We start from the raw sequence: 19,366 nt of genomic DNA, 5'->3' as shown, positions 1-19,366 counted from the left end.
TATGAGCATGCAACAACGTATCGAATCAACGCTCGGGCTGTTACAGCCCGAGCACCTGCAAGTGCTGGACGAAAGCCACATGCACAGTCGTGGGCTACAGACCCATTTCAAGGCCGTGGTGGTCAGTCGCCAGTTTGAGGGGCTCAATCGCGTCAAGCGTCATCAGAAGGTCTACGGCACGCTGGGCGAGCTGATGGGCGAGTTCCATGCGTTGGCGCTGCACACCTACACCCCCGAGGAATGGGCGCAGATCGATACAGCCCCGGCTTCGCCGACTTGTGCCGGTGGTAGCAAGGGGTAGAGAGCTACAAGTTTCAAGCTATCAGCTACAAGCTATAGCGCAGTGGCTTGCAGCTCGAAGCTTGGAGCTTGAAGCTGCTTTTTTGCTAGAATCCGCAACGCGCCTCACAGGGCGCGTTTTTTTTCGCATCCGGTTCACCCTTTGCGAGGGTAGCCACCTGGAGAAATACCCATGACACCATCCATTGTCGTGGCGGCACTGTATAAGTTCGTCACCCTGGAAGATTACGTCGAGCTGCGTGAGCCATTGCTCAAGGCCATGCTCGACAACGGCATCAAAGGCACGCTGCTGATCGCCGAAGAAGGCATCAACGGCACCGTTTCCGGCACCCGCGAAGGCGTCGACGGATTGCTGGCCTGGCTCAAGAACGACCCGCGCATGATCGACATCGACCACAAGGAGTCGTACTGCGATGAGCAGCCGTTCTACCGCACCAAGGTCAAGCTCAAGAAGGAAATCGTCACCCTCGGCGTCGACGGCGTGGACCCCAACAAGCAGGTTGGCACTTATGTCGAACCGCAGGACTGGAACGCGCTGATCAGCGACCCGGAGGTCTTGCTGATCGACACTCGCAACGACTACGAAGTGTCCATCGGCACCTTCGAAGGCGCGGTCGATCCCAAGACCACCAGTTTTCGCGAGTTCCCCGAGTACATCAAAGCCAACTTCGACCCGGCCAGGCACAAGAAAGTCGCGATGTTCTGCACCGGCGGCATTCGATGCGAGAAAGCCTCCAGCTACATGCTCGGCCAGGGCTTCGACGAGGTCTATCACCTCAAGGGCGGTATCCTGAAATACCTTGAAGAGGTGCCTCAGGAGCAAACCAAATGGCGCGGCGACTGCTTCGTGTTCGATAACCGCGTGACCGTCCGCCATGACCTTAGCGAAGGTGACTACGATCAATGTCATGCCTGTCGTACACCGGTGAGCGTAGAAGACCGCGCTTCGGAGCACTACGTGCCAGGCATCAGTTGCCCGCATTGCTGGGATAAGCTGAGCGAGAAGACCCGTCGTAGTGCCATCGACCGGCAAAAACAGATCGAACTGGCCAAGGCCCGCAACATGCCGCATCCGATCGGCTACAACTATAAGCAATCACCTTCCGAGGCTTGAACCATGGCGCCACGCTTGCTCTATGTGATGGACCCGATGTGTTCCTGGTGCTGGGGTTTTGCGCCGGTCGCCCAGGCACTGGTCGAGCAGGCGCAGGCCGCCGGGGTAGAACTGCACCTGGTGGTGGGCGGTTTGCGCACCGGCAGCGGTTCGGCCCTGGAGCCGACCACTCGACGCTACATCCTTGAACATTGGCAGGCCGTCACCCAGGCCACCGGCCAGACGTTCAAGCTTGAAGGTGCGTTGCCGGACGGTTTTGTCTATGACACCGAACCTGCCTGCCGGGCGGTGGTGACGGCCCGCGGCCTGGCGCCGGAGTTGGCCTGGAAGCTGTTGAAGCTGATCCAGCAGGCGTTTTATGTCGAAGGTCGTGATGTGACCCACGCCAGCGTCCTGGTGGAGCTGGCTGAACAGGCCGGGCTGCCACGTATCGAGTTCGCCGCGGCATTTGACCGCGCCGAGCAACATGCGGCCACTGCCGCGGATTTCACCTGGGTGCAGGACCTTGGCATCGCTGGTTTCCCTACGCTGTTGGCCGAGCGTGACGGTCAGTTGGCCTTGCTCACCAACGGCTACCAACCCTTGAGCCAGTTGTCTCCACTGCTGGGCCGCTGGCTGGAGCGCGCAGCCTGTGCCTGAGCGGGCCTATGACGCTTCGACTGCACAGCGCGTCGACCGGTTGAGCTGGGCAGAAATTCGCCGCCTGGCCCTTAAACACAAAAAAGCCCTGTGGATCGCCAACGGCGTGGCCGTGCTGGCGACGCTGTGCAGCGTACCGATCCCGCTGCTGTTGCCGCTTTTGGTGGACGAAGTGCTGCTGGGCCAGGGCGACGCAGCATTGAAGGTCATGAACCATGCATTGCCGACCGGTTGGCAAAGCGCGGCCGGCTATATCGGCCTGATGCTGGTGGTGACCCTGGCCCTGCGCTGCGGCGCTCTGCTGTTCAACGTGCTGCAGGCGCGATTGTTCGCCAGGCTGGCCAAGGACATCGTCTATCGCATTCGCATCCGGTTGATCGAACGGCTCAAGCGTATTTCCCTGGGCGAATACGAAAGCCTGGGCAGCGGTACCGTGACCACGCACCTGGTCACCGACCTGGACACCCTCGATAAATTCGTCGGCGAAACCCTCAGTCGTTTCCTGGTGGCGATGCTGACACTGGTGGGCACTGCCGGCATTCTGATGTGGATGCACTGGCAACTGGCGCTGCTGATCCTGTTGTTCAACCCGTTGGTGATCTACGCCACGGTGCAGTTGGGCAAACGGGTCAAGCACCTCAAGAAGCTGGAGAACGACAGCACCTCGCGCTTCACCCAGGCCCTGACCGAAACCCTGGATGCCATCCAGGAGGTGCGCGCCGGAAACCGCCAGGGCTTTTTCCTTGGTCGATTGGGAACACGCGCCAGGGAGGTCCGTGATTACGCAGTGAGTTCACAGTGGAAAACCGATGCCTCGAACCGTGCCAGCGGTTTGCTGTTTCAGTTTGGTATCGATATTTTTCGCGCCGCGGCGATGCTCACTGTGTTGTTTTCCGATCTCTCCATCGGCCAGATGCTGGCGGTGTTCAGCTACCTGTGGTTCATGATCGGACCGGTGGAACAACTGCTCAATCTGCAGTACGCCTTTTATGCCGCAGGTGGCGCGTTGTCGCGGATCAATGAGTTGCTGGCCCGTGCCGACGAACCGCAATACACCGGCAGTGTTAACCCGTTCCAGGGGCGCGATACCTTGGGTATGGAAGTTCAGGGGCTGAGTTTCGGTTACGGCGACGAGTTGGTGTTGAACCAGATGAACCTGTCGATTGCCCCCGGTGAAAAAGTCGCGATTGTCGGTGCCAGCGGGGGTGGCAAAAGTACCTTGGTGCAGTTGCTGCTGGGTCTGTACACGCCGCTGGCCGGGACCATCCGTTTCGGCGGTTCGACTCAGCAAGAGATCGGCCTGGAAACCGTGCGCGACAATGTCGCCGTGGTCCTGCAGCATCCCGCGCTGTTCAACGACACGGTTCGGGCCAACCTGACCATGGGCCGTGAACGCACGGACGAGGCCTGTTGGCAGGCACTGGAAATCGCGCAACTGCACCATACGATCCTGAACCTGCCCAACGGTCTGGACAGCATCGTCGGGCGTTCCGGCGTGCGTCTGTCCGGCGGGCAACGTCAGCGTCTGGCAATTGCCCGAATGGTGCTGGCCGAGCCCAAGATCGTGATCCTCGACGAGGCCACGTCCGCGCTGGACGCCGCCACCGAGTACAACCTGCATCAGGCGTTGGCGCGGTTCTTGAGCAACCGTACCACCTTGATCATCGCGCACCGCTTGTCGGCTGTGAAGCAGGCCGACCGGGTGCTGGTGTTCGACGGCGGACAAATCGCCGAGGATGGCGACCATCAGCAACTGATTGCTGACGGCGGTTTATACGCCAAGCTTTACGGGCATTTGCAGCAGCATTGATCGCCTGGGGTCAATCGGATTCGGTTGAAGCGTTCATTTCAGCTGCCGGACGCTTACGGCGCTGTCCCCATATGACGTTCAACGCATCGGCTCCGCGCTCATGACCGAGCTCCTTCAGGACAATCGCGCAGGATTCGCAGGGAGGCAGGGGGCAAATAGTGTTCGGCCTCTTGCGGGGAACTGCTACGCCTCCTAGTCTTGCGGGAATGAGCGGTCTGAATGCTGATCGCCTACGCCTATGCAAGGGATCTCATGACTCAAGCGCGGACTCTCGGAACCCCCCGGTTGTTGGGCATCGTCTGGCCTTTTATCGCCGTCGTCCTGTTTCAGGCACTGTTGGGAGGCGTCAGTCTTTACGTGTTGTCCGCAGTTCGTGGCTATGTGGCGGGAGAGAGTCTCTGGTCCAAGGGCCAGAAAGACGCCATTTACTACCTCAACCTTTATGCCGACAGCCGCGACGAAGCGATCTTTCAAAAATACCAGCGCGCTATTGCCGTACCAGAAGGGGGGCATGAGTTACGGGTGGCCCTGGACCGTCAGCCGCCGGATCTGGAAGCCGCACGCACGGGGATCCTCAAGGGCGGCAACCACCCGGACGACGTGTCCAGTGTGATCTGGCTCTACCTGAATTTTCGGCACTTCAGTTATCTGGAAGAGGCTATCGATCTCTGGACCGTGGGCGACGGATACCTGATTGAACTGGATAATGTCGCCCGCCAGATGCACAGCCGCATCGCCGCGGGTGAGGTTTCGGAGGCCGATATCCGCGGCTGGAAAGCAAAAATCTTTGCCATCAACGATTCTGTCACCCCGGCGGCCAAGGCGTTCAGCGATGCGCTGGGGGAGGGGTCGCGCGTCATCCTGCGCCTGTTGCTGGTGACCAACTTCGCCACCGCCCTGGGGTTGATCGTGCTGGCGCTGTTGCGCACTCATAAACTGTTGGCCCAGCGACAGGTTTTCGCCAACGCCCTGCAACTGGAAAAAGAGCGGGCGCAGATCACATTGCAATCCATTGGTGACGGAGTGATCACCACCGATGTGGAAGGGGCTATCGCCTACATGAATCCCGCTGCCGAAGCGATGACTCACTGGAAGGCTGAACACGCCACGGGTCTGCCCTTGGCCGCACTGTTCAATTTGCTCGATGACAACGCCCAGAGTGAAGGCTTGACCCTGATCGAACACATTCTCAGCGGTCGGCTCGGTGGCGGCAGCGAGCATTCCAAGCTGATCCAGCGCCTGGATGGCAGCACCGTGTCAGTCACCCTGGTGGGCGCGCCGATCCGCCATGCCGGCAAGGTCAGCGGAGCGGTCCTGGTGTTGCATGACATGACCCAGGAGCGCCAATACATCGCCAACCTGTCGTGGCAGGCAACCCATGATGCCCTGACCGGCCTGGCCAACCGCCGGGAATTTGAATATCGCCTTGAGCAAGCCTTGCATAATCTTACGCGCCAGATCGGGCGTCATGCGTTGATGTTCCTCGATCTGGACCAGTTCAAGCTGGTCAACGACACCTGCGGCCATGCAGCGGGTGACGAGTTGTTGCGCCATATCTGCGCGTTGCTGCAATCGGGGTTGCGAGAAAACGACACCCTGGCCCGGTTGGGGGGCGATGAGTTCGGTATCTTGCTGGAGAACTGCTCCCCGGACGCCGCGGAAAAGATCGCCGAAGGGCTGCGCCAGACCGTACAGAACCTGCACTTTGTCTGGAAGGGTCGCCCGTTCGTGACCACCGTGAGCATCGGCCTGGTGCATATCGCCCAGAGCCCGACGACGCTGGAGTCGTCCCTTCGCGCCGCCGATATGGCCTGTTACATGGCCAAGGAAAAGGGTCGCAACCGCGTCCAGGTCTATCACGCCGATGATTCTGAACTGTCCCTGCGTTTCGGTGAAATGGCTTGGGTCCAGCGCCTGCATATGGCCCTGGAGGAAAATCGCTTCTGTCTCTATGCCCAGGAAATCGCCGCGCTGGGCCCGGGCGACCATGGCGGCGGGCATATCGAGATCCTGCTGCGCCTGCATGACGAAGCCGGAAGGATGATCCTGCCGGACAGCTTCATTCCCGCGGCAGAACGTTATGGTTTGATGACTTCCCTGGATCGCTGGGTGGTGGAGAACGTCTTCAAGATCATCCGCCAGTGCCTGAACGATTCGCGACAGGGACCCATGGCCATGTGTGCGATTAATCTGTCAGGCACAACTATCGGAGATCAGGCATTCCTTGATTTCCTGCGTAAACAGTTTGCGGCCTACTCGATTCCACCAGAAATGATTTGTTTTGAAATAACCGAGACCAGTGCTATTTCGAATTTGGGCAGCGCCATCCGCTTTATCAACGAACTCAAGAGCTTGGGTTGTTATTTTTCGCTGGATGACTTTTGTGCCGGAATGTCTTCATTCGCGTACTTGAAACATTTACCTGTAGACTTCCTGAAGATCGACGGGAGTTTCGTAAAGGATATGCTGGACGACCCGATTAACCGTGCAATGGTCGAGGTGATCAATCACATCGGCCACGTCATGGGTAAGCGCACCATTGCCGAGTTTGTTGAAACTACCCAGATCGAGCAGGCACTGCTGGAGATCGGGGTGGATTACGCTCAAGGGTATGTGATCGAACGCCCGCAATTGTTTACCTGTGATACGTTGCAATGCAGGCCGGCCCGACCCCAGCCGCTGTTATTCAAGGCCCCCGGCACGTTCCGCTGAATCTCTTGTTGATCTGGAAAAATCACAATCAAAAGGAGCCCGACAGTGATCGACACATTCAACCGAACAGGCCCGCTCATGGACGCCACAAGCTATCCGAAATGGGCACAACAGCTCATTACCGATTGCAGCGAGAGCAAACGCCGGGTTGTCGAACACGAGCTGTATCAGCGCATGCGCGATAACAAGCTCAGTGCCAAGACCATGCGCCACTACCTTATTGGTGGTTGGCCGGTCGTTGAACAGTTCGCCTTGTACATGGCACAGAACCTCACCAAGACTCGCTTTGCCCGCCACCCCGGCGAGGACATGGCGCGCCGCTGGCTGATGCGCAACATTCGTGTCGAACTCAACCATGCCGACTACTGGGTCAACTGGAGCGCCGCCCATGGCGTGACTCTGGAAGATTTACAAGCCCAACGGGTGCCGCCCGAACTCCATGCCCTGAGCCACTGGTGCTGGCATACGAGCTCTTCGGACTCGCTGATCGTGGCCATCGCCGCGACCAACTATGCCATCGAAGGGGCAACCGGGGAGTGGTCGGCATTGGTGTGTTCCAATGGCATCTATGCGGCGGCTTTTGCCGAGGAAGACCGCAAGCGAGCCATGAAATGGCTGAAGATGCACGCTCAGTATGATGATGCCCACCCTTGGGAAGCCCTGGAAATCATCTGCACCCTGGCGGGCATGAACCCGAGCAAGGCCCTGCAAATCGAGCTACGACAGGCCGTCTGCAAGAGCTATGACTACATGTACCTCTTCCTGGAGCGCTGCATGCAACTGGAGCAATCGGAATCCGTGGGGAAAACCTCATCGACCCGTGAGCGCCTGGCGCTGGCCGGGAGCTGATACCCGATAGCCAACCCATGTGGGAGCGAGCGTGCTCGCGAAGGGGTCTGGACAGTCAACGGGGAGGTTGACTGTCTGATCGCCATCGCGAGCAGGCTCGCTCCCACAAGGGTATTTGCGGTGGATACCGAATCGGTTAACCCTGAAAAACCAATGTGGGAGCAAGGCTTGCCCGCGATGACGGCGGCACATTCAACACTGGTTTTCACCCCGCCATCGCCAGCCGGTTACGACCCTCGCGTTTGGCCACGTACAACGCGTTGTCGGCCCTGCGCAGCAGGCTCTCGACTGACTCGCCCGGCAGCAGCGTCGCGCAACCCAGGCTGACGGTCAGTTCGATCCTCGTGCCTGCGGCAAAATAATCCTGCGCCTGGGCGGCATGACGCAACCGTTCTCCGACCAAGGCCGCGGCGTCCCGGCTGGTGTTCGAGAGCAGAATCAGGAATTCTTCGCCGCCGAACCTGAACACCATGTCCACATTGCGCAGCTGATTCTTGATGGCCTCGGCAACACCCTTCAACACCTCATCGCCGATACCGTGCCCATGACTGTCATTGACACGCTTGAAGTGATCGATGTCCAGCATCAACAGTGACAGCGGTTGCAAATGACGCTTGGCCATATCAACTTCTCGGATCAGCGTCTGGTCCATGGCGATGCGGTTGCCCGTGCCGGTCAGCGGGTCACGCAGGGCGCTTTGGGTCGCGGCACGGTAGAGCAGAGCATTGCGCAACGGAAACAGCAGCGTCGACAACACTGACTCAAGGTCGGCTTGTTCGGTCTCGGTGAAACGCTGGTTACGGCGAAATACCAGTTCACCCAAGTACTCGCCTTCATGGCTGAGGTTATAGGTGAGGGTGTGATGCCCACGTTGCCCCAGTTCCAGGCGCAGATCGCTGGGGCTGTGCCGGTAGATCAGCGCGTCCAGAGGCACCAGCCGCTGAACCTCGCGGAAAAACAGACCCAGGATCCGTTGCGGCTCCAGGCTGGTCTGCAATTGCTGACCCAGTTGCTGGCGCAATTGCGAAAGATTGACGGAGCGTGCCACCAGTGGTGATGGCTGGCCAAATCCCAGGCGCTGCAGTTTGGCGCTGTCGAAATCAATCGCGTTGATCTGGGTTGGCGTTTTCATATGGCGTGAGCCCCTAAGCAATCTGTCCTGACAGGTTGGGTGAGGCAGCTTTGGGCGGCGCGTCGTACTGCTCCTTCAGTCCCGTAAGACATCTGATTTGAGTTTAGTCCGCTTTACCCCGGCAGGCCTAAGTCTCATCTCAACGTCCATTACCCGCCGAACATGGCGTGTTTGAGGATCTTTAGAGCGAAAGTCGTGCCATTCGGTTCATTAGAATAAAAACCGATTGCAAATCAATGAATTGACCTCAAGCGGCGAGGCCCCACCGGCATTGGGTGACATGGGCTTGGCGGTTCGCCTGGCTACGCATCGGGGTCAGTGGCGTCGCGACGGTAAACCGGCGCGACGCCAAGGTGGGCAATTACTGGGCGTTGAAAGCCTGACCGTTGATGCCTGTGCTATCCGGCCCCATGAGGTACAGGTAGATCGGCATGATTTCTTCAGGCGTAGGGTTGTTGAGCGGGTTTTCTCCCGGGTAGGCCTGGGCGCGCATGCTGGTGCGGGTGGCCCCGGGGTTGATGCTGTTGGCGCGCATCGGTGCGACGGTCTCGACTTCGTCGGCCAGGGTTTGCATCAGCCCCTCGGTGGCAAACTTGGAGACGCCATAAGCGCCCCAATAAGCCCGTCCCTTACGCCCGACGCTGCTGGAGGTGAATACCACGGAGGCGTCCTTGGACAGCTTGAGCAGCGGCAGCAAGGTGCTGGTGAGCATGAACATGGCGTTAACGTTCACCTGCATCACCCGCATGAAGTTCTCGCCGGACAATTGCTCCAGCGGCGTACGCGGGCCGATGATCGAGGCGTTGTGCAGCAGGCCGTCCAGATGGCCGAACTCGGTTTCGATCATGGCCGCCAGTTCATCGTACTGATGGGGCAGGGCAGTTTCGAGGTTGAACGGAATCACCGCCGGCTGTGGATGCCCGGCCGCTTCGATTTCATCGTAGACCTGGGTCAGGTTGGCTTCGGTCTTGCCCAGCAGCAATACGGTAGCGCCGTGGGCGGCATAGGCCTTGGCAACTGCGGCGCCGATGCCGCGACCGGCACCGGTGATCAGGATGACCCGGCCATTGAGCAGGTCGGGGCGGGCGGAATACTCAAACATAAAAAACCTCAACAATTAAAGCAGCACGGTTCCTATGGCACAGAACTGTCATGGCAAGTGAGCTTTTGTGGCGAGGGAGCTTGCTCCCGCTGGACCGCGAAGCGGTCACTGAGTCAACTGGCGACGGCTTCGCCGCCGAGCGGGAGCAAGCTCCCTCGCCACAAGAGCGATCAGCTCAGCAACTGCACAACGCGTTATCCAGCACTTCACGCAGCGCCGAGGGGTGGTCGATCACGACATCCGCGCCCCAATGTTTCGGGTTGTCGTCCGGATGAATGTAGCCGTAGGTCACCGCGCAAGTCCGGGTGCCGGCGCTGCGACCGGACTCGATGTCCCGCAGGTCGTCGCCCACGAACAATACGCTGGCCGGGTCCAGGTCGAGCATCTTGCACGCCAGGGTCAGCGGCTCCGGGTCCGGCTTGCTGTTTTTTACATGGTCAGGGCAGATCAGCACTTTCGAGCGCTCGGCCAGGCCCAGTTGCTGCATTATTGGCTCCGCGAAGCGCACCGGTTTGTTGGTGACCACCCCCCAGATCAGGTTGGCCGCTTCAATGTCGGCCAGCACCTGGGCCATGCCGTCAAACAGATGGCTGTGGACCGCGCACCCCTTGAGGTAGCGGTCGAGGAATTCCTGGCGCAGCTCCTCGAAGCCCGGCGATTCAGGGTCCATGGAAAAGGTCACCGCGACCATCGCCCGGGCGCCACCGGAAATCTCGTCGCGAATATGTTGCGTGTTGATCGGTGGCAAGCCACGGTCGGCACGCATGGCCTGGCAGATGGCGATGAAGTCCGGCGCGGTGTCGAGCAGCGTGCCGTCCATGTCGAAGAGAACCGCTTTGAGACGCATCGACTTACTCCTCGCGCAAGGTCTGGATCATGTAGTTGACGTCAACGTCGGCGGCCAGCTTGTAGTGCTTGGTCAGCGGGTTGTACGTCAAGCCAATGATGTCTTTGACGGTCAGCCCGGCCATGCGGCTCCAGGCGCCCAACTCCGAAGGCCGGATGAATTTCTTGAAATCGTGAGTGCCACGTGGCAACAGCTTCATGATGTATTCGGCGCCGATGATGGCGAACAGGTAAGCCTTCGGATTGCGGTTGATGGTGGAGAAGAACACCTGGCCACCGGGCTTGACCATGCGAAAGCACGCGCGAATGACCGATGACGGATCCGGCACGTGTTCGAGCATTTCCAGGCAGGTGACTACATCGAACTGTTCGGGCATTTCCTCGGCCAGGGCTTCGGCGGTGGTCTGCCGGTATTCCACACTGACGCCGGATTCCAGTTGATGCAGTTGCGCAACCGCCAGCGGCGCTTCGCCCATGTCGATGCCCATCACCGTCGCCCCGCGCTGGGCCATGGCTTCGCTGAGGATGCCGCCGCCGCAGCCGACATCGAGCACTTTCTTGCCGGCAAGGTTGACCCGTTCGTCAATCCAGTTGACCCGCAGCGGGTTGATGTCGTGCAGCGGTTTGAATTCGCTTTCACGGTCCCACCAGCGATGGGCCAGGGCTTCGAATTTGGCGATTTCGGCGTGGTCGACGTTGCTCATGTACAGATCCTCGAAAAACTTGAAAAATCGTAGGCCCCGAGCCGTGGCTCAAGGGACCGGGTTATTCGTTGTGGCCGCTGATGCGACGACCCCATGCCTGTGCCGTGGCACTGAGCTGCGATTCGTCCAGGCGGGTCAGGCGGCCGTCCTCAAGCAAGGGCTTGCCGGCCACCCACAGATGTTTCACGCAGTCGCGACCGGTGGCGTAGATCAGTTGCGACACCGGGTCATAGACCGGCTGCTGGGCCAGCCCCGACAAGTCAAAGGCCACCAGGTCAGCGGCCTTGCCGACTTCCAGCGAGCCGACCGTCGCTTCGATGCCCAGTGCCCGGGCGCCATTGAGCGTGGCCATGCGCAACGCCCGGTGGGCGTCCAAGGCCGTGGCTGAACCGGCGACGGCCTTGGCCAGCAACGCGGCGGTGCGAGTTTCACCCAGCAGGTCCAGATCGTTGTTGCTCGCTGCCCCGTCAGTACCGACCGCGACATTGACCCCGGCCTGCCACAGGCGCTCCACCGGGCAGAAACCGCTGGCCAGCTTCATGTTCGATTCCGGGCAATGGATCACGCTGCAGTTGCTTTCTACCAGCAAAGCCTGGTCTTCATCGCTGACCTGAGTCATGTGCACCGCCTGAAAGCGTGGCCCCAGCAGGCCCAGGCGCCCCAGTCGGGCCATGGGCCGCTCGCCGGTGTTATCCACAGCCTGCTGCACTTCGAAGGCGGTTTCGTGAACGTGCATATGGATGGCCGCGTCCAGCTCCTCGGCGATCACCCGGATTTTCTCCAGATTTTCATCACCGACGGTGTAGGGCGCATGGGGGCCGAATGCTACTTTGATCCGTGGATGATGCTTGAGGTCGCCAAACAATTCGATGCCCTGACGAATGGCATCGTCGGCGCTGGCGGCACCGGGAATCGGAAAATCGAGGATCGGAATGGCGATTTGCGCGCGGATACCGCTGTTATGCACACGCTCGCTGGCAACCTTGGGGTAAAAATACATGTCCGAGAAGCATGTGATGCCGCCCTTGAGCTGCTCGGCGATCGCCAGGTCGGTGCCGTCGCGGACAAACTCTTCATCGACCCATTTGCCCTCGGCCGGCCAGATGTGTTGTTCGAGCCAGGTCATTAAGGGCAGGTCGTCGGCCAAGCCGCGGAACAGAGTCATCGCCGCATGCCCGTGGGCGTTGATCAATCCGGGGCTGAGGAGCATGCCCGGCAGTTCGCGGACCTGGGCTGCGTCACACTTCAGGGCTTCTGCCCGCGGGCCGATGAACACGATGCAGCCGTCGCGGATGCCCAGGCCATGATCCTTGAGCACGACACCGGCGGGTTCGACAGGCACCAACCAGGTCGGCAGCAATAATAAGTCGAGCGCAACGGCTGGCTTGGGCATCGTGGAACGGTTCCATGGCGTATAAAGGATGGCGAAGTATACCCGAGCGTCTTCGCGGAGGGATCGCTATAATCGGCGGCTTTTGTTCATGAGTGCGGGGTGTGGGATGCGCGATCGACTGTTGGCTGCGGAGAAGGTGAAGGCCATCGATTGGCGTGATGGCGCCCTCTATCTGTTGGATCAGCGTATTTTGCCGTTCGAGGAAACCTGGATCGCCTATACCTCGGCGGCCGGCGTGGCCGAGGCTATTCGCTCGATGGTGGTGCGTGGCGCGCCCGCCATTGGCATCAGCGCGGCCTATGGCGTGGTGCTGGCAGCGCGGGCTCGGGTGGCCGAGGGTGGGGACTGGCAGGCGGCGCTGGAAGCCGATTTTGCCCTGCTGGCCGACTCCCGGCCGACGGCGGTGAACCTGTTCTGGGCACTGGACCGGATGCGTGACCGGCTGGGGCGCTTGAAAGAGCATGCTGAACCGCTGGCGGCCCTTGAGGCCGAAGCCGTCGCAATCCATGAAAGCGACCGCGAAGCCAACCTGACCATGGCTCAGTTGGGTGTCGACCTGATCCGCAAGCATCAGGGCAACGCCCAGGCCATCCTGACCCATTGCAACACGGGTGCCCTGGCCACCGGCGGCTTTGGCACGGCGCTTGGGGTGATCCGGGGGGCGTTCCTCGAGGGTATGGTCGAGCGGGTCTACGCCGACGAAACCCGTCCGTGGCTGCAAGGCTCGCGCCTCACCGCGTGGGAGCTGGCCAATGAAGGCATCCCGGTGACCCTCAATGCCGATTCCGCCGCCGCCCACATCATGAAGACCAAGGGCGTGACCTGGGTGATCGTCGGCGCCGACCGCATCACGGCCAATGGCGACGTGGCGAACAAGATCGGTACCTATCAACTGGCGGTCTGCGCCATGCACCACGGTGTGCGCTTCATGGTGGTGGCGCCGAGTTCGACCATCGACATGAACCTGGCCAGCGGCGAAGACATTCCGATCGAAGAGCGTGACGGGCGCGAACTGCTGGAGGTTGGCGGCAAGCGGGTCGGGGCGGATGTGGATGCCTTCAACCCGGTGTTCGACGTCACCCCGGCGGACCTGATCGACGCCATTGTCACCGAAAAAGGCATCGTCGAGCGCCCGGACATGGCGAAGATGGCGCAGTTGATGTGTCGCAAGCGGTTGCATTGAGAGGGGTCGTTGTCAGGTATATCGCTATCGCGAGCAGGCTCGCTCCCACATTGGATCGGTGTTGTGACCGGAGTTTCAGGCATACACAGATCCCCTGTGGGAGCGAGCCTGCTCGCGATGAGGCCCTGAAAGCCAGCAAATGAGCCTGAATTGAACCTCGAATCTGCTTTCAGCAAGCCTCTAAGCCCCTCTCGTCCCATATCAGCCTGTCACCGGTCAACTAACTATGCTCCATGCGCATCAGGGGGATAGGTGCGTGGCGGCTCTTGTGATAACATCCGGCGGTTTCCAGGGCTGCCTCGCGAGGTAGCCTTTACTGCGCAGATCCATGGCATAACTCGTTGATTTGTCGTAAGTCGCTGCATGGCACTTGTTCTGCAGCGGCGAGCTTCGTTCGTCCCATCTGGATGTGACGAGGTTTCACCAGAAAAAGGAATCAGGCTTCTCATGGGCGAACTGGCCAAAGAAATCCTCCCGGTCAATATCGAAGACGAGCTGAAACAGTCCTACCTCGACTACGCAATGAGCGTAATCGTCGGGCGAGCGCTGCCGGATGCGCGCGATGGCTTGAAGCCCGTGCACCGGCGCGTGCTGTTCGCGATGAGCGAGCTGGGCAACGACTTCAACAAGCCGTACAAGAAATCAGCCCGTGTCGTCGGTGACGTGATCGGTAAGTATCACCCCCACGGTGACACTGCGGTGTACGACACCATCGTCCGGATGGCCCAGCCATTCTCCCTGCGCTACTTGCTGGTAGACGGCCAGGGCAACTTCGGTTCCGTGGACGGCGATAACGCCGCAGCCATGCGATACACCGAAGTGCGCATGACCAAGCTGGCCCACGAACTGCTGGCCGACCTGCATAAAGAAACCGTGGACTGGGTGCCGAACTACGACGGCACCGAAATGATCCCGGCGGTCATGCCGACCCGTATCCCGAACCTGCTGGTCAACGGCTCCAGCGGTATCGCCGTGGGCATGGCGACCAACATCCCGCCGCACAACCTCGGTGAAGTCATCGACGGTTGCCTGGCCCTCATCGACAATCCCGAGCTGACGATCGATGAGCTGATGCAGTACATCCCCGGTCCCGACTTCCCGACCGCCGCGATCATCAATGGTCGCGCCGGTATCATCGAAGCCTACCGCACCGGTCGCGGGCGCATTTACATGCGCGCCCGCTCGACCATCGAAGACATCGACAAGGTCGGTGGCCGCCAGCAGATCGTCATCACCGAACTCCCGTACCAGCTGAACAAGGCCCGTCTGATTGAGAAGATCGCCGAGCTGGTGAAAGAGAAGAAGCTTGAAGGCATCACCGAGCTGCGGGACGAGTCCGACAAGGACGGCATGCGCGTCGTGATCGAACTGCGTCGCGGCGAAGTGCCCGAGGTGATTCTCAACAACCTCTACGCCCAGACCCAGCTGCAAGCGGTGTTCGGCATCAACATCGTGGCGCTGATCGATGGCCGTCCGCGGATCCTGAACCTCAAGGACCTGCTGGAAGCCTTCGTGCGTCACCGTCGCGAAGTGGTCACCCGCCGCACCGTGTTCGAACTGCGCAAGGCTCGCGAGCGTGGTCATATCCTCGAAGGCCAGGCCGTTGCCCTGTCGAACATCGACCCGGTCATCGCCCTGATCAAGGCCTCGCCAACGCCGTCGGAAGCCAAGGAAGCGCTGATCAGCACGCCTTGGGAATCCACCGCGGTCGTGGCGATGGTCGAGCGTGCCGGCGCCGACTCGTGCCGTCCGGAAAACCTCGACCCGCAATACGGCCTGCGCGACGGCAAGTACTTCCTGTCCCCGGAACAGGCGCAAGCCATCCTGGAACTGCGTCTGCACCGCCTGACCGGCCTGGAACACGAGAAGCTGCTGGCTGAATACCAGGAAATCCTCAACCAGATCGGCGAGCTGATCCGCATCCTCAACAGCGCCACGCGCCTGATGGAAGTGATCCGCGAAGAGCTGGAAGTGATCCGCGCCGAATATGGCGACGTGCGCCGTACCGAGATTCTCGATGCGCGCCTGGACCTGACCCTGGGTGACATGATCCCGGAAGAAGAGCGCGTGGTGACCATTTCCCACGGCGGCTACGCCAAGACCCAGCCGTTGGCCGCCTATCAGGCCCAGCGTCGCGGTGGCAAAGGCAAGTCGGCCACAGGCGTCAAGGACGAGGACTACATCGCTCACTTGCTGGTTGCCAACAGCCACACCACGCTGTTGCTGTTCTCCAGCAAGGGCAAGGTGTACTGGCTCAAGACCTACGAAATCCCCGAAGCGTCTCGTGCCGCCCGTGGTCGTCCGCTGGTCAACCTGCTGCCCCTCGATAGTGATGAATACATCACCACCATGCTGCCGGTGGAGGAATACACCGAAGGTCACTTCATCTTCATGGCCACCGCCAAGGGCACCGTGAAGAAGACGCCGCTGGAATCCTTCAGCCGTCAGCGCAGTGTCGGCCTGATCGCGCTGGAGCTGGACGAAGGTGACGTGCTGATTTCCGCCGCCATCACCGACGGTGAACGTGAGGTCATGCTGTTCTCCGACGGCGGCAAGGTTACCCGTTTCAAGGAGTCCGACGTTCGCGCCATGGGCCGTACCGCCCGCGGTGTGCGCGGCATGCGCCTGCCGGAAGGCCAGAAGCTGATTTCCATGCTGATCCCCGAAGAAGGCAGCCAGATCCTCACCGCTTCGGCGCGTGGTTATGGCAAGCGCACGGCTATCGGCGAGTTCCCTGAGTACAAGCGTGGCGGCCAGGGCGTGATCGCCATGGTCAGCAACGACCGTAACGGTCGTCTGGTCGGCGCTGTCCAGGTCCTTGATGGCGAGGAGATCATGTTGATCTCCGACCAGGGCACCCTGGTGCGCACGCGGGTTGCCGAAGTGTCGAGCCTGGGTCGTAACACCCAGGGCGTGACGCTGATCAAGCTGGCCAGCGACGAGACGCTGGTAGGGCTTGAGCGAGTGCAGGAGCCATCGGAAGTCGAAGACGAGGAGCTGGAAAGCGAGGAGGGCGTGGAGTTCGACGGTACTCTTGCTACCGACGTTGACGACATGACCGGCGACCAACCGCTCGACGCTGCCGCAGACGAAGAAGAACCGCAGGACTAAGCGGACATGCAGGGGGCGGATGAAGATTCGCCCCCTTGTTGTTTGTCCCGTTTGAAATTTCGTATCAAATTGCAGCTTTGTGAGAGCAAGGCTTGTGTGGGAGCAAGGCTTGTGGGAGCAAGGCTTGCCCGCGATGGCGCTAGACCAGTCAACATCAATGGTGAATGACAGTCTGCTATCGCGGGCAAGCCTTGCTCCCACACCTTTGCTTCTCCACCCTAGGCCCACAGTGCGCACCACCTGATACCGTATTCATTGCGTGAACCCCCAGATCAGAGCGAGATTGGATGTGAGCAAGAGAGCCTATAACTTCTGTGCCGGCCCGGCGGCGCTTCCTGAAGCGGTCCTGAAGCGTGCCCAAGGTGAACTTCTCGACTGGCATGGCAAGGGCCTGTCCGTCATGGAAATGAGCCATCGCAGCGATGAGTTCGTGTCCATTGCCACCAAGGCCGAGCAGGACTTGCGTGATCTGCTGAACATCCCCTCCAACTACAAAGTGCTGTTCCTGCAGGGCGGCGCCAGCCAGCAGTTCGCGCAGATTCCGCTGAACCTGCTGCCCGAAAGCGGCAAGGCCGACTACATCGACACCGGGATCTGGTCGCAGAAAGCCATCGAAGAAGCCTCGCGCTACGGCCACGTCAATGTCGCGGCCAGCGCCAAGCCCTACGACTATTTCGCCATTCCCGGCCAGAACGAGTGGAACCTGTCCAAGGATGCGGCCTACGTTCATTACGCGCCGAACGAAACCATCGGCGGCCTGGAATTCAACTGGATTCCGGAAACTGGCGACGTGCCATTGGTGGCTGACATGTCTTCGGACATCCTGTCGCGCCCTGTGGATGTTTCCCGTTTCGGCATGATCTACGCCGGCGCCCAGAAGAACATCGGTCCCAGCGGCATCCTGGTCAACATCATTCGCGAAGACCTGCTGGGACGCGCCCGTTCCTTGTGCCCGACCATGCTCAACTACAAGGTCGCCGCCGACAACGGCTCGATGTACAACACCCCGCCGACCCTGGCCTGGTACCTGTCTGGCCTGGTATTCGAGTGGCTGAAAGAGCAGGGCGGTGTCGAGGCCATCGGCAAGCTCAACGAAGTGAAGCAGCGCACGCTCTATGACTTCATTGATGCCAGCGGCCTCTACAGCAACCCGATCAACAAGACTGATCGTTCGTGGATGAACGTACCGTTCCGCCTGGCCGACGATCGTCTCGACAAGCCATTCCTGGCCGGTGCCGACGAGCGCGGGCTGCTGAATCTCAAGGGCCACCGTTCGGTCGGCGGCATGCGCGCTTCCATCTACAACGCCGTCGATATCAACGCGGTCAATGCGCTGATTTCCTACATGGCAGAGTTCGAGAAGGAACATGGTTGATGTCTGAGCAAGAACTCAAGGCGCTGCGCCTGCGCATCGATGCCCTGGACGAAAAGGTCCTGGAACTGATCAGCGAGCGCGCGCGCTGCGCCCAGGAAGTGGCACGGGTGAAAATGGCCTCCCTGGCCGAAGGCGAAGTACCGGTGTTCTATCGCCCGGAACGTGAGGCGCAGGTACTCAAGCGCGTCATGGAGCGCAACAAGGGGCCTCTGGGCAATGAAGAAATGGCGCGGTTGTTCCGCGAAATCATGTCTTCGTGCCTGGCCCTCGAGCAGCCGTTGAAAGTCGCTTACCTGGGCCCTGAAGGCACCTTCACCCAAGCTGCCGCCATGAAGCATTTCGGCCACGCCGTGATCAGCAAGCCGATGGCGGCCATCGACGAAGTCTTCCGCGAAGTGGCGGCGGGCGCGGTGAATTTCGGCGTGGTGCCGGTGGAAAACTCCACCGAAGGTGCGGTCAACCACACGCTGGACAGTTTCCTTGAGCACGACATGGTGATCTGCGGCGAAGTCGAGCTGCGCATCCACCATCACCTGCTGGTGGGAGAGAACACCAAGACCGACAGCATCAGCCGGATCTACTCCCACGCCCAGTCCCTGGCCCAGTGCCGCAAGTGGCTGGATGCCCATTATCCGAATGTCGAGCGCGTGGCGGTGTCCAGCAACGCCGAGGCGGCCAAGCGGGTCAAGGGTGAATGGAACTCAGCGGCGATTGCTGGCGACATGGCGGCCGGCCTCTACGGCCTGACCCGCCTGGCGGAAAAAATCGAGGATCGCCCGGACAACTCCACGCGATTCCTGATGATTGGCAGCCAGGAAGTGCCGCCGACCGGCGACGACAAGACGTCGATCATCGTCTCCATGAGCAACAAACCCGGCGCGCTCCATGAGCTGCTGGTGCCGTTCCATGACAATGGCATCGATCTGACACGGATCGAGACCCGTCCGTCGCGCAGCGGTAAATGGACCTACGTGTTTTTCATCGATTTTGTCGGCCACCACCGCGATCCACTGGTAAAAGGTGTGCTGGAAAAAATCAGTCAGGAAGCAGTGGCACTCAAGGTGCTGGGTTCCTACCCCAAAGCAGTTCTTTAAGG

General features: G+C 60.3%; 15 protein-coding genes. 10 read left to right on the top strand and 5 right to left on the bottom strand.

Features of this window, described 5'->3' with window-relative positions; genetic code table 11:
- The first annotated feature begins 1 nt into the window (after nt 1).
- The 6 genes from MA884_RS16255 to MA884_RS16230 all read left to right on the top strand — a co-directional run bounded on the left by MA884_RS16255 (nt 2) and on the right by MA884_RS16230 (nt 7,424).
- On the top strand, nt 2–301 hold the full coding sequence (locus MA884_RS16255) for a BolA family transcriptional regulator (RefSeq protein WP_256231464.1): 300 nt from the start codon (nt 2–4) through the stop codon (nt 299–301).
- A 171-nt stretch (nt 302–472) separates the two neighbouring features.
- Complete coding sequence (locus tag MA884_RS16250; protein WP_256231463.1) at nt 473–1,414, top strand: rhodanese-related sulfurtransferase; 942 nt, start codon at nt 473–475, stop codon at nt 1,412–1,414.
- Nucleotides 1,415–1,417: 3 nt separating this feature from the next.
- Nucleotides 1,418–2,053 carry a DsbA family protein gene (locus MA884_RS16245; RefSeq protein WP_256231462.1) on the top strand — a complete coding sequence of 212 codons (636 nt, stop codon included), beginning with the start codon at nt 1,418–1,420 and terminating at the stop codon, nt 2,051–2,053.
- A complete protein-coding gene (locus MA884_RS16240) occupies nt 2,046–3,863 on the top strand; it encodes an ABC transporter ATP-binding protein (RefSeq protein ID WP_256231461.1) in 1,818 nt (605 codons plus the stop codon). Before MA884_RS16245 ends, MA884_RS16240 begins: the two co-directional genes overlap by 8 nt.
- Nucleotides 3,864–4,115: 252 nt before the next feature.
- Entirely contained in the window at nt 4,116–6,575 is a 2,460-nt protein-coding gene (locus MA884_RS16235; protein ID WP_256231505.1) for an EAL domain-containing protein, read from the top strand.
- 78 nt (nt 6,576–6,653) lie between these two features.
- Nucleotides 6,654–7,424 (top strand): TenA family transcriptional regulator, encoded by a 771-nt coding sequence (locus tag MA884_RS16230; RefSeq protein ID WP_305519063.1) that lies wholly within the window; start codon nt 6,654–6,656, stop codon nt 7,422–7,424.
- Between the two features lie 205 nt (nt 7,425–7,629).
- Here MA884_RS16230 and MA884_RS16225 read toward each other — a convergent pair whose 3' ends face one another.
- The 5 genes from MA884_RS16225 to MA884_RS16205 form a co-directional block, all read right to left on the bottom strand.
- Nucleotides 7,630–8,556, bottom strand: a complete 927-nt coding sequence (locus MA884_RS16225) for a GGDEF domain-containing protein (protein ID WP_256231459.1) — start codon at nt 8,554–8,556, stop codon at nt 7,630–7,632.
- A gap of 361 nt (nt 8,557–8,917) precedes the next feature.
- On the bottom strand, nt 8,918–9,658 hold the full coding sequence (locus MA884_RS16220) for a YciK family oxidoreductase (protein ID WP_256231458.1): 741 nt from the start codon (nt 9,656–9,658) through the stop codon (nt 8,918–8,920).
- A 175-nt stretch (nt 9,659–9,833) separates the two neighbouring features.
- Entirely contained in the window at nt 9,834–10,505 is a 672-nt protein-coding gene (gene mupP, locus MA884_RS16215) for an N-acetylmuramic acid 6-phosphate phosphatase MupP (RefSeq protein ID WP_256231457.1), read from the bottom strand.
- A 4-nt stretch (nt 10,506–10,509) separates the two neighbouring features.
- Nucleotides 10,510–11,208: a bifunctional 2-polyprenyl-6-hydroxyphenol methylase/3-demethylubiquinol 3-O-methyltransferase UbiG gene (gene ubiG, locus MA884_RS16210; protein WP_135844350.1), complete on the bottom strand. Its 699-nt coding sequence runs from the start codon at nt 11,206–11,208 to the stop codon at nt 10,510–10,512.
- A gap of 61 nt (nt 11,209–11,269) precedes the next feature.
- Nucleotides 11,270–12,601: a TRZ/ATZ family hydrolase gene (locus tag MA884_RS16205; RefSeq protein ID WP_256231456.1), complete on the bottom strand. Its 1,332-nt coding sequence runs from the start codon at nt 12,599–12,601 to the stop codon at nt 11,270–11,272.
- Between the two features lie 106 nt (nt 12,602–12,707).
- Between MA884_RS16205 and mtnA the strand changes: the two genes are divergently transcribed.
- The 4 genes from mtnA (at nt 12,708) to pheA (ending at nt 19,364) form a co-directional block, all read left to right on the top strand.
- Nucleotides 12,708–13,784, top strand: coding sequence for an S-methyl-5-thioribose-1-phosphate isomerase (gene mtnA / locus MA884_RS16200; RefSeq protein ID WP_256231455.1), 1,077 nt, complete (start codon nt 12,708–12,710; stop codon nt 13,782–13,784).
- A 447-nt stretch (nt 13,785–14,231) separates the two neighbouring features.
- Nucleotides 14,232–16,895 (top strand): DNA gyrase subunit A, encoded by a 2,664-nt coding sequence (gyrA, locus tag MA884_RS16195; RefSeq protein WP_256231454.1) that lies wholly within the window; start codon nt 14,232–14,234, stop codon nt 16,893–16,895.
- Nucleotides 16,896–17,184: 289 nt separating this feature from the next.
- Nucleotides 17,185–18,270 (top strand): 3-phosphoserine/phosphohydroxythreonine transaminase, encoded by a 1,086-nt coding sequence (gene serC / locus MA884_RS16190; RefSeq protein ID WP_256231453.1) that lies wholly within the window; start codon nt 17,185–17,187, stop codon nt 18,268–18,270.
- Complete coding sequence (gene pheA, locus MA884_RS16185) at nt 18,270–19,364, top strand: prephenate dehydratase (protein WP_003199233.1); 1,095 nt, start codon at nt 18,270–18,272, stop codon at nt 19,362–19,364. Before serC ends, pheA begins: the two co-directional genes overlap by 1 nt.
- The last annotated feature ends 2 nt before the right edge of the window (nt 19,365–19,366 follow it).

It is taken from the genome of Pseudomonas sp. Q11 (genome assembly GCF_024494355.1).
GTDB classification, from domain to species: Bacteria; Pseudomonadota; Gammaproteobacteria; order Pseudomonadales; family Pseudomonadaceae; genus Aquipseudomonas; species Aquipseudomonas hefeiensis.
The sequence above is the reverse complement of the archived record's forward strand: the minus strand, read 5'-3'. Positions and strand labels throughout refer to the sequence as shown.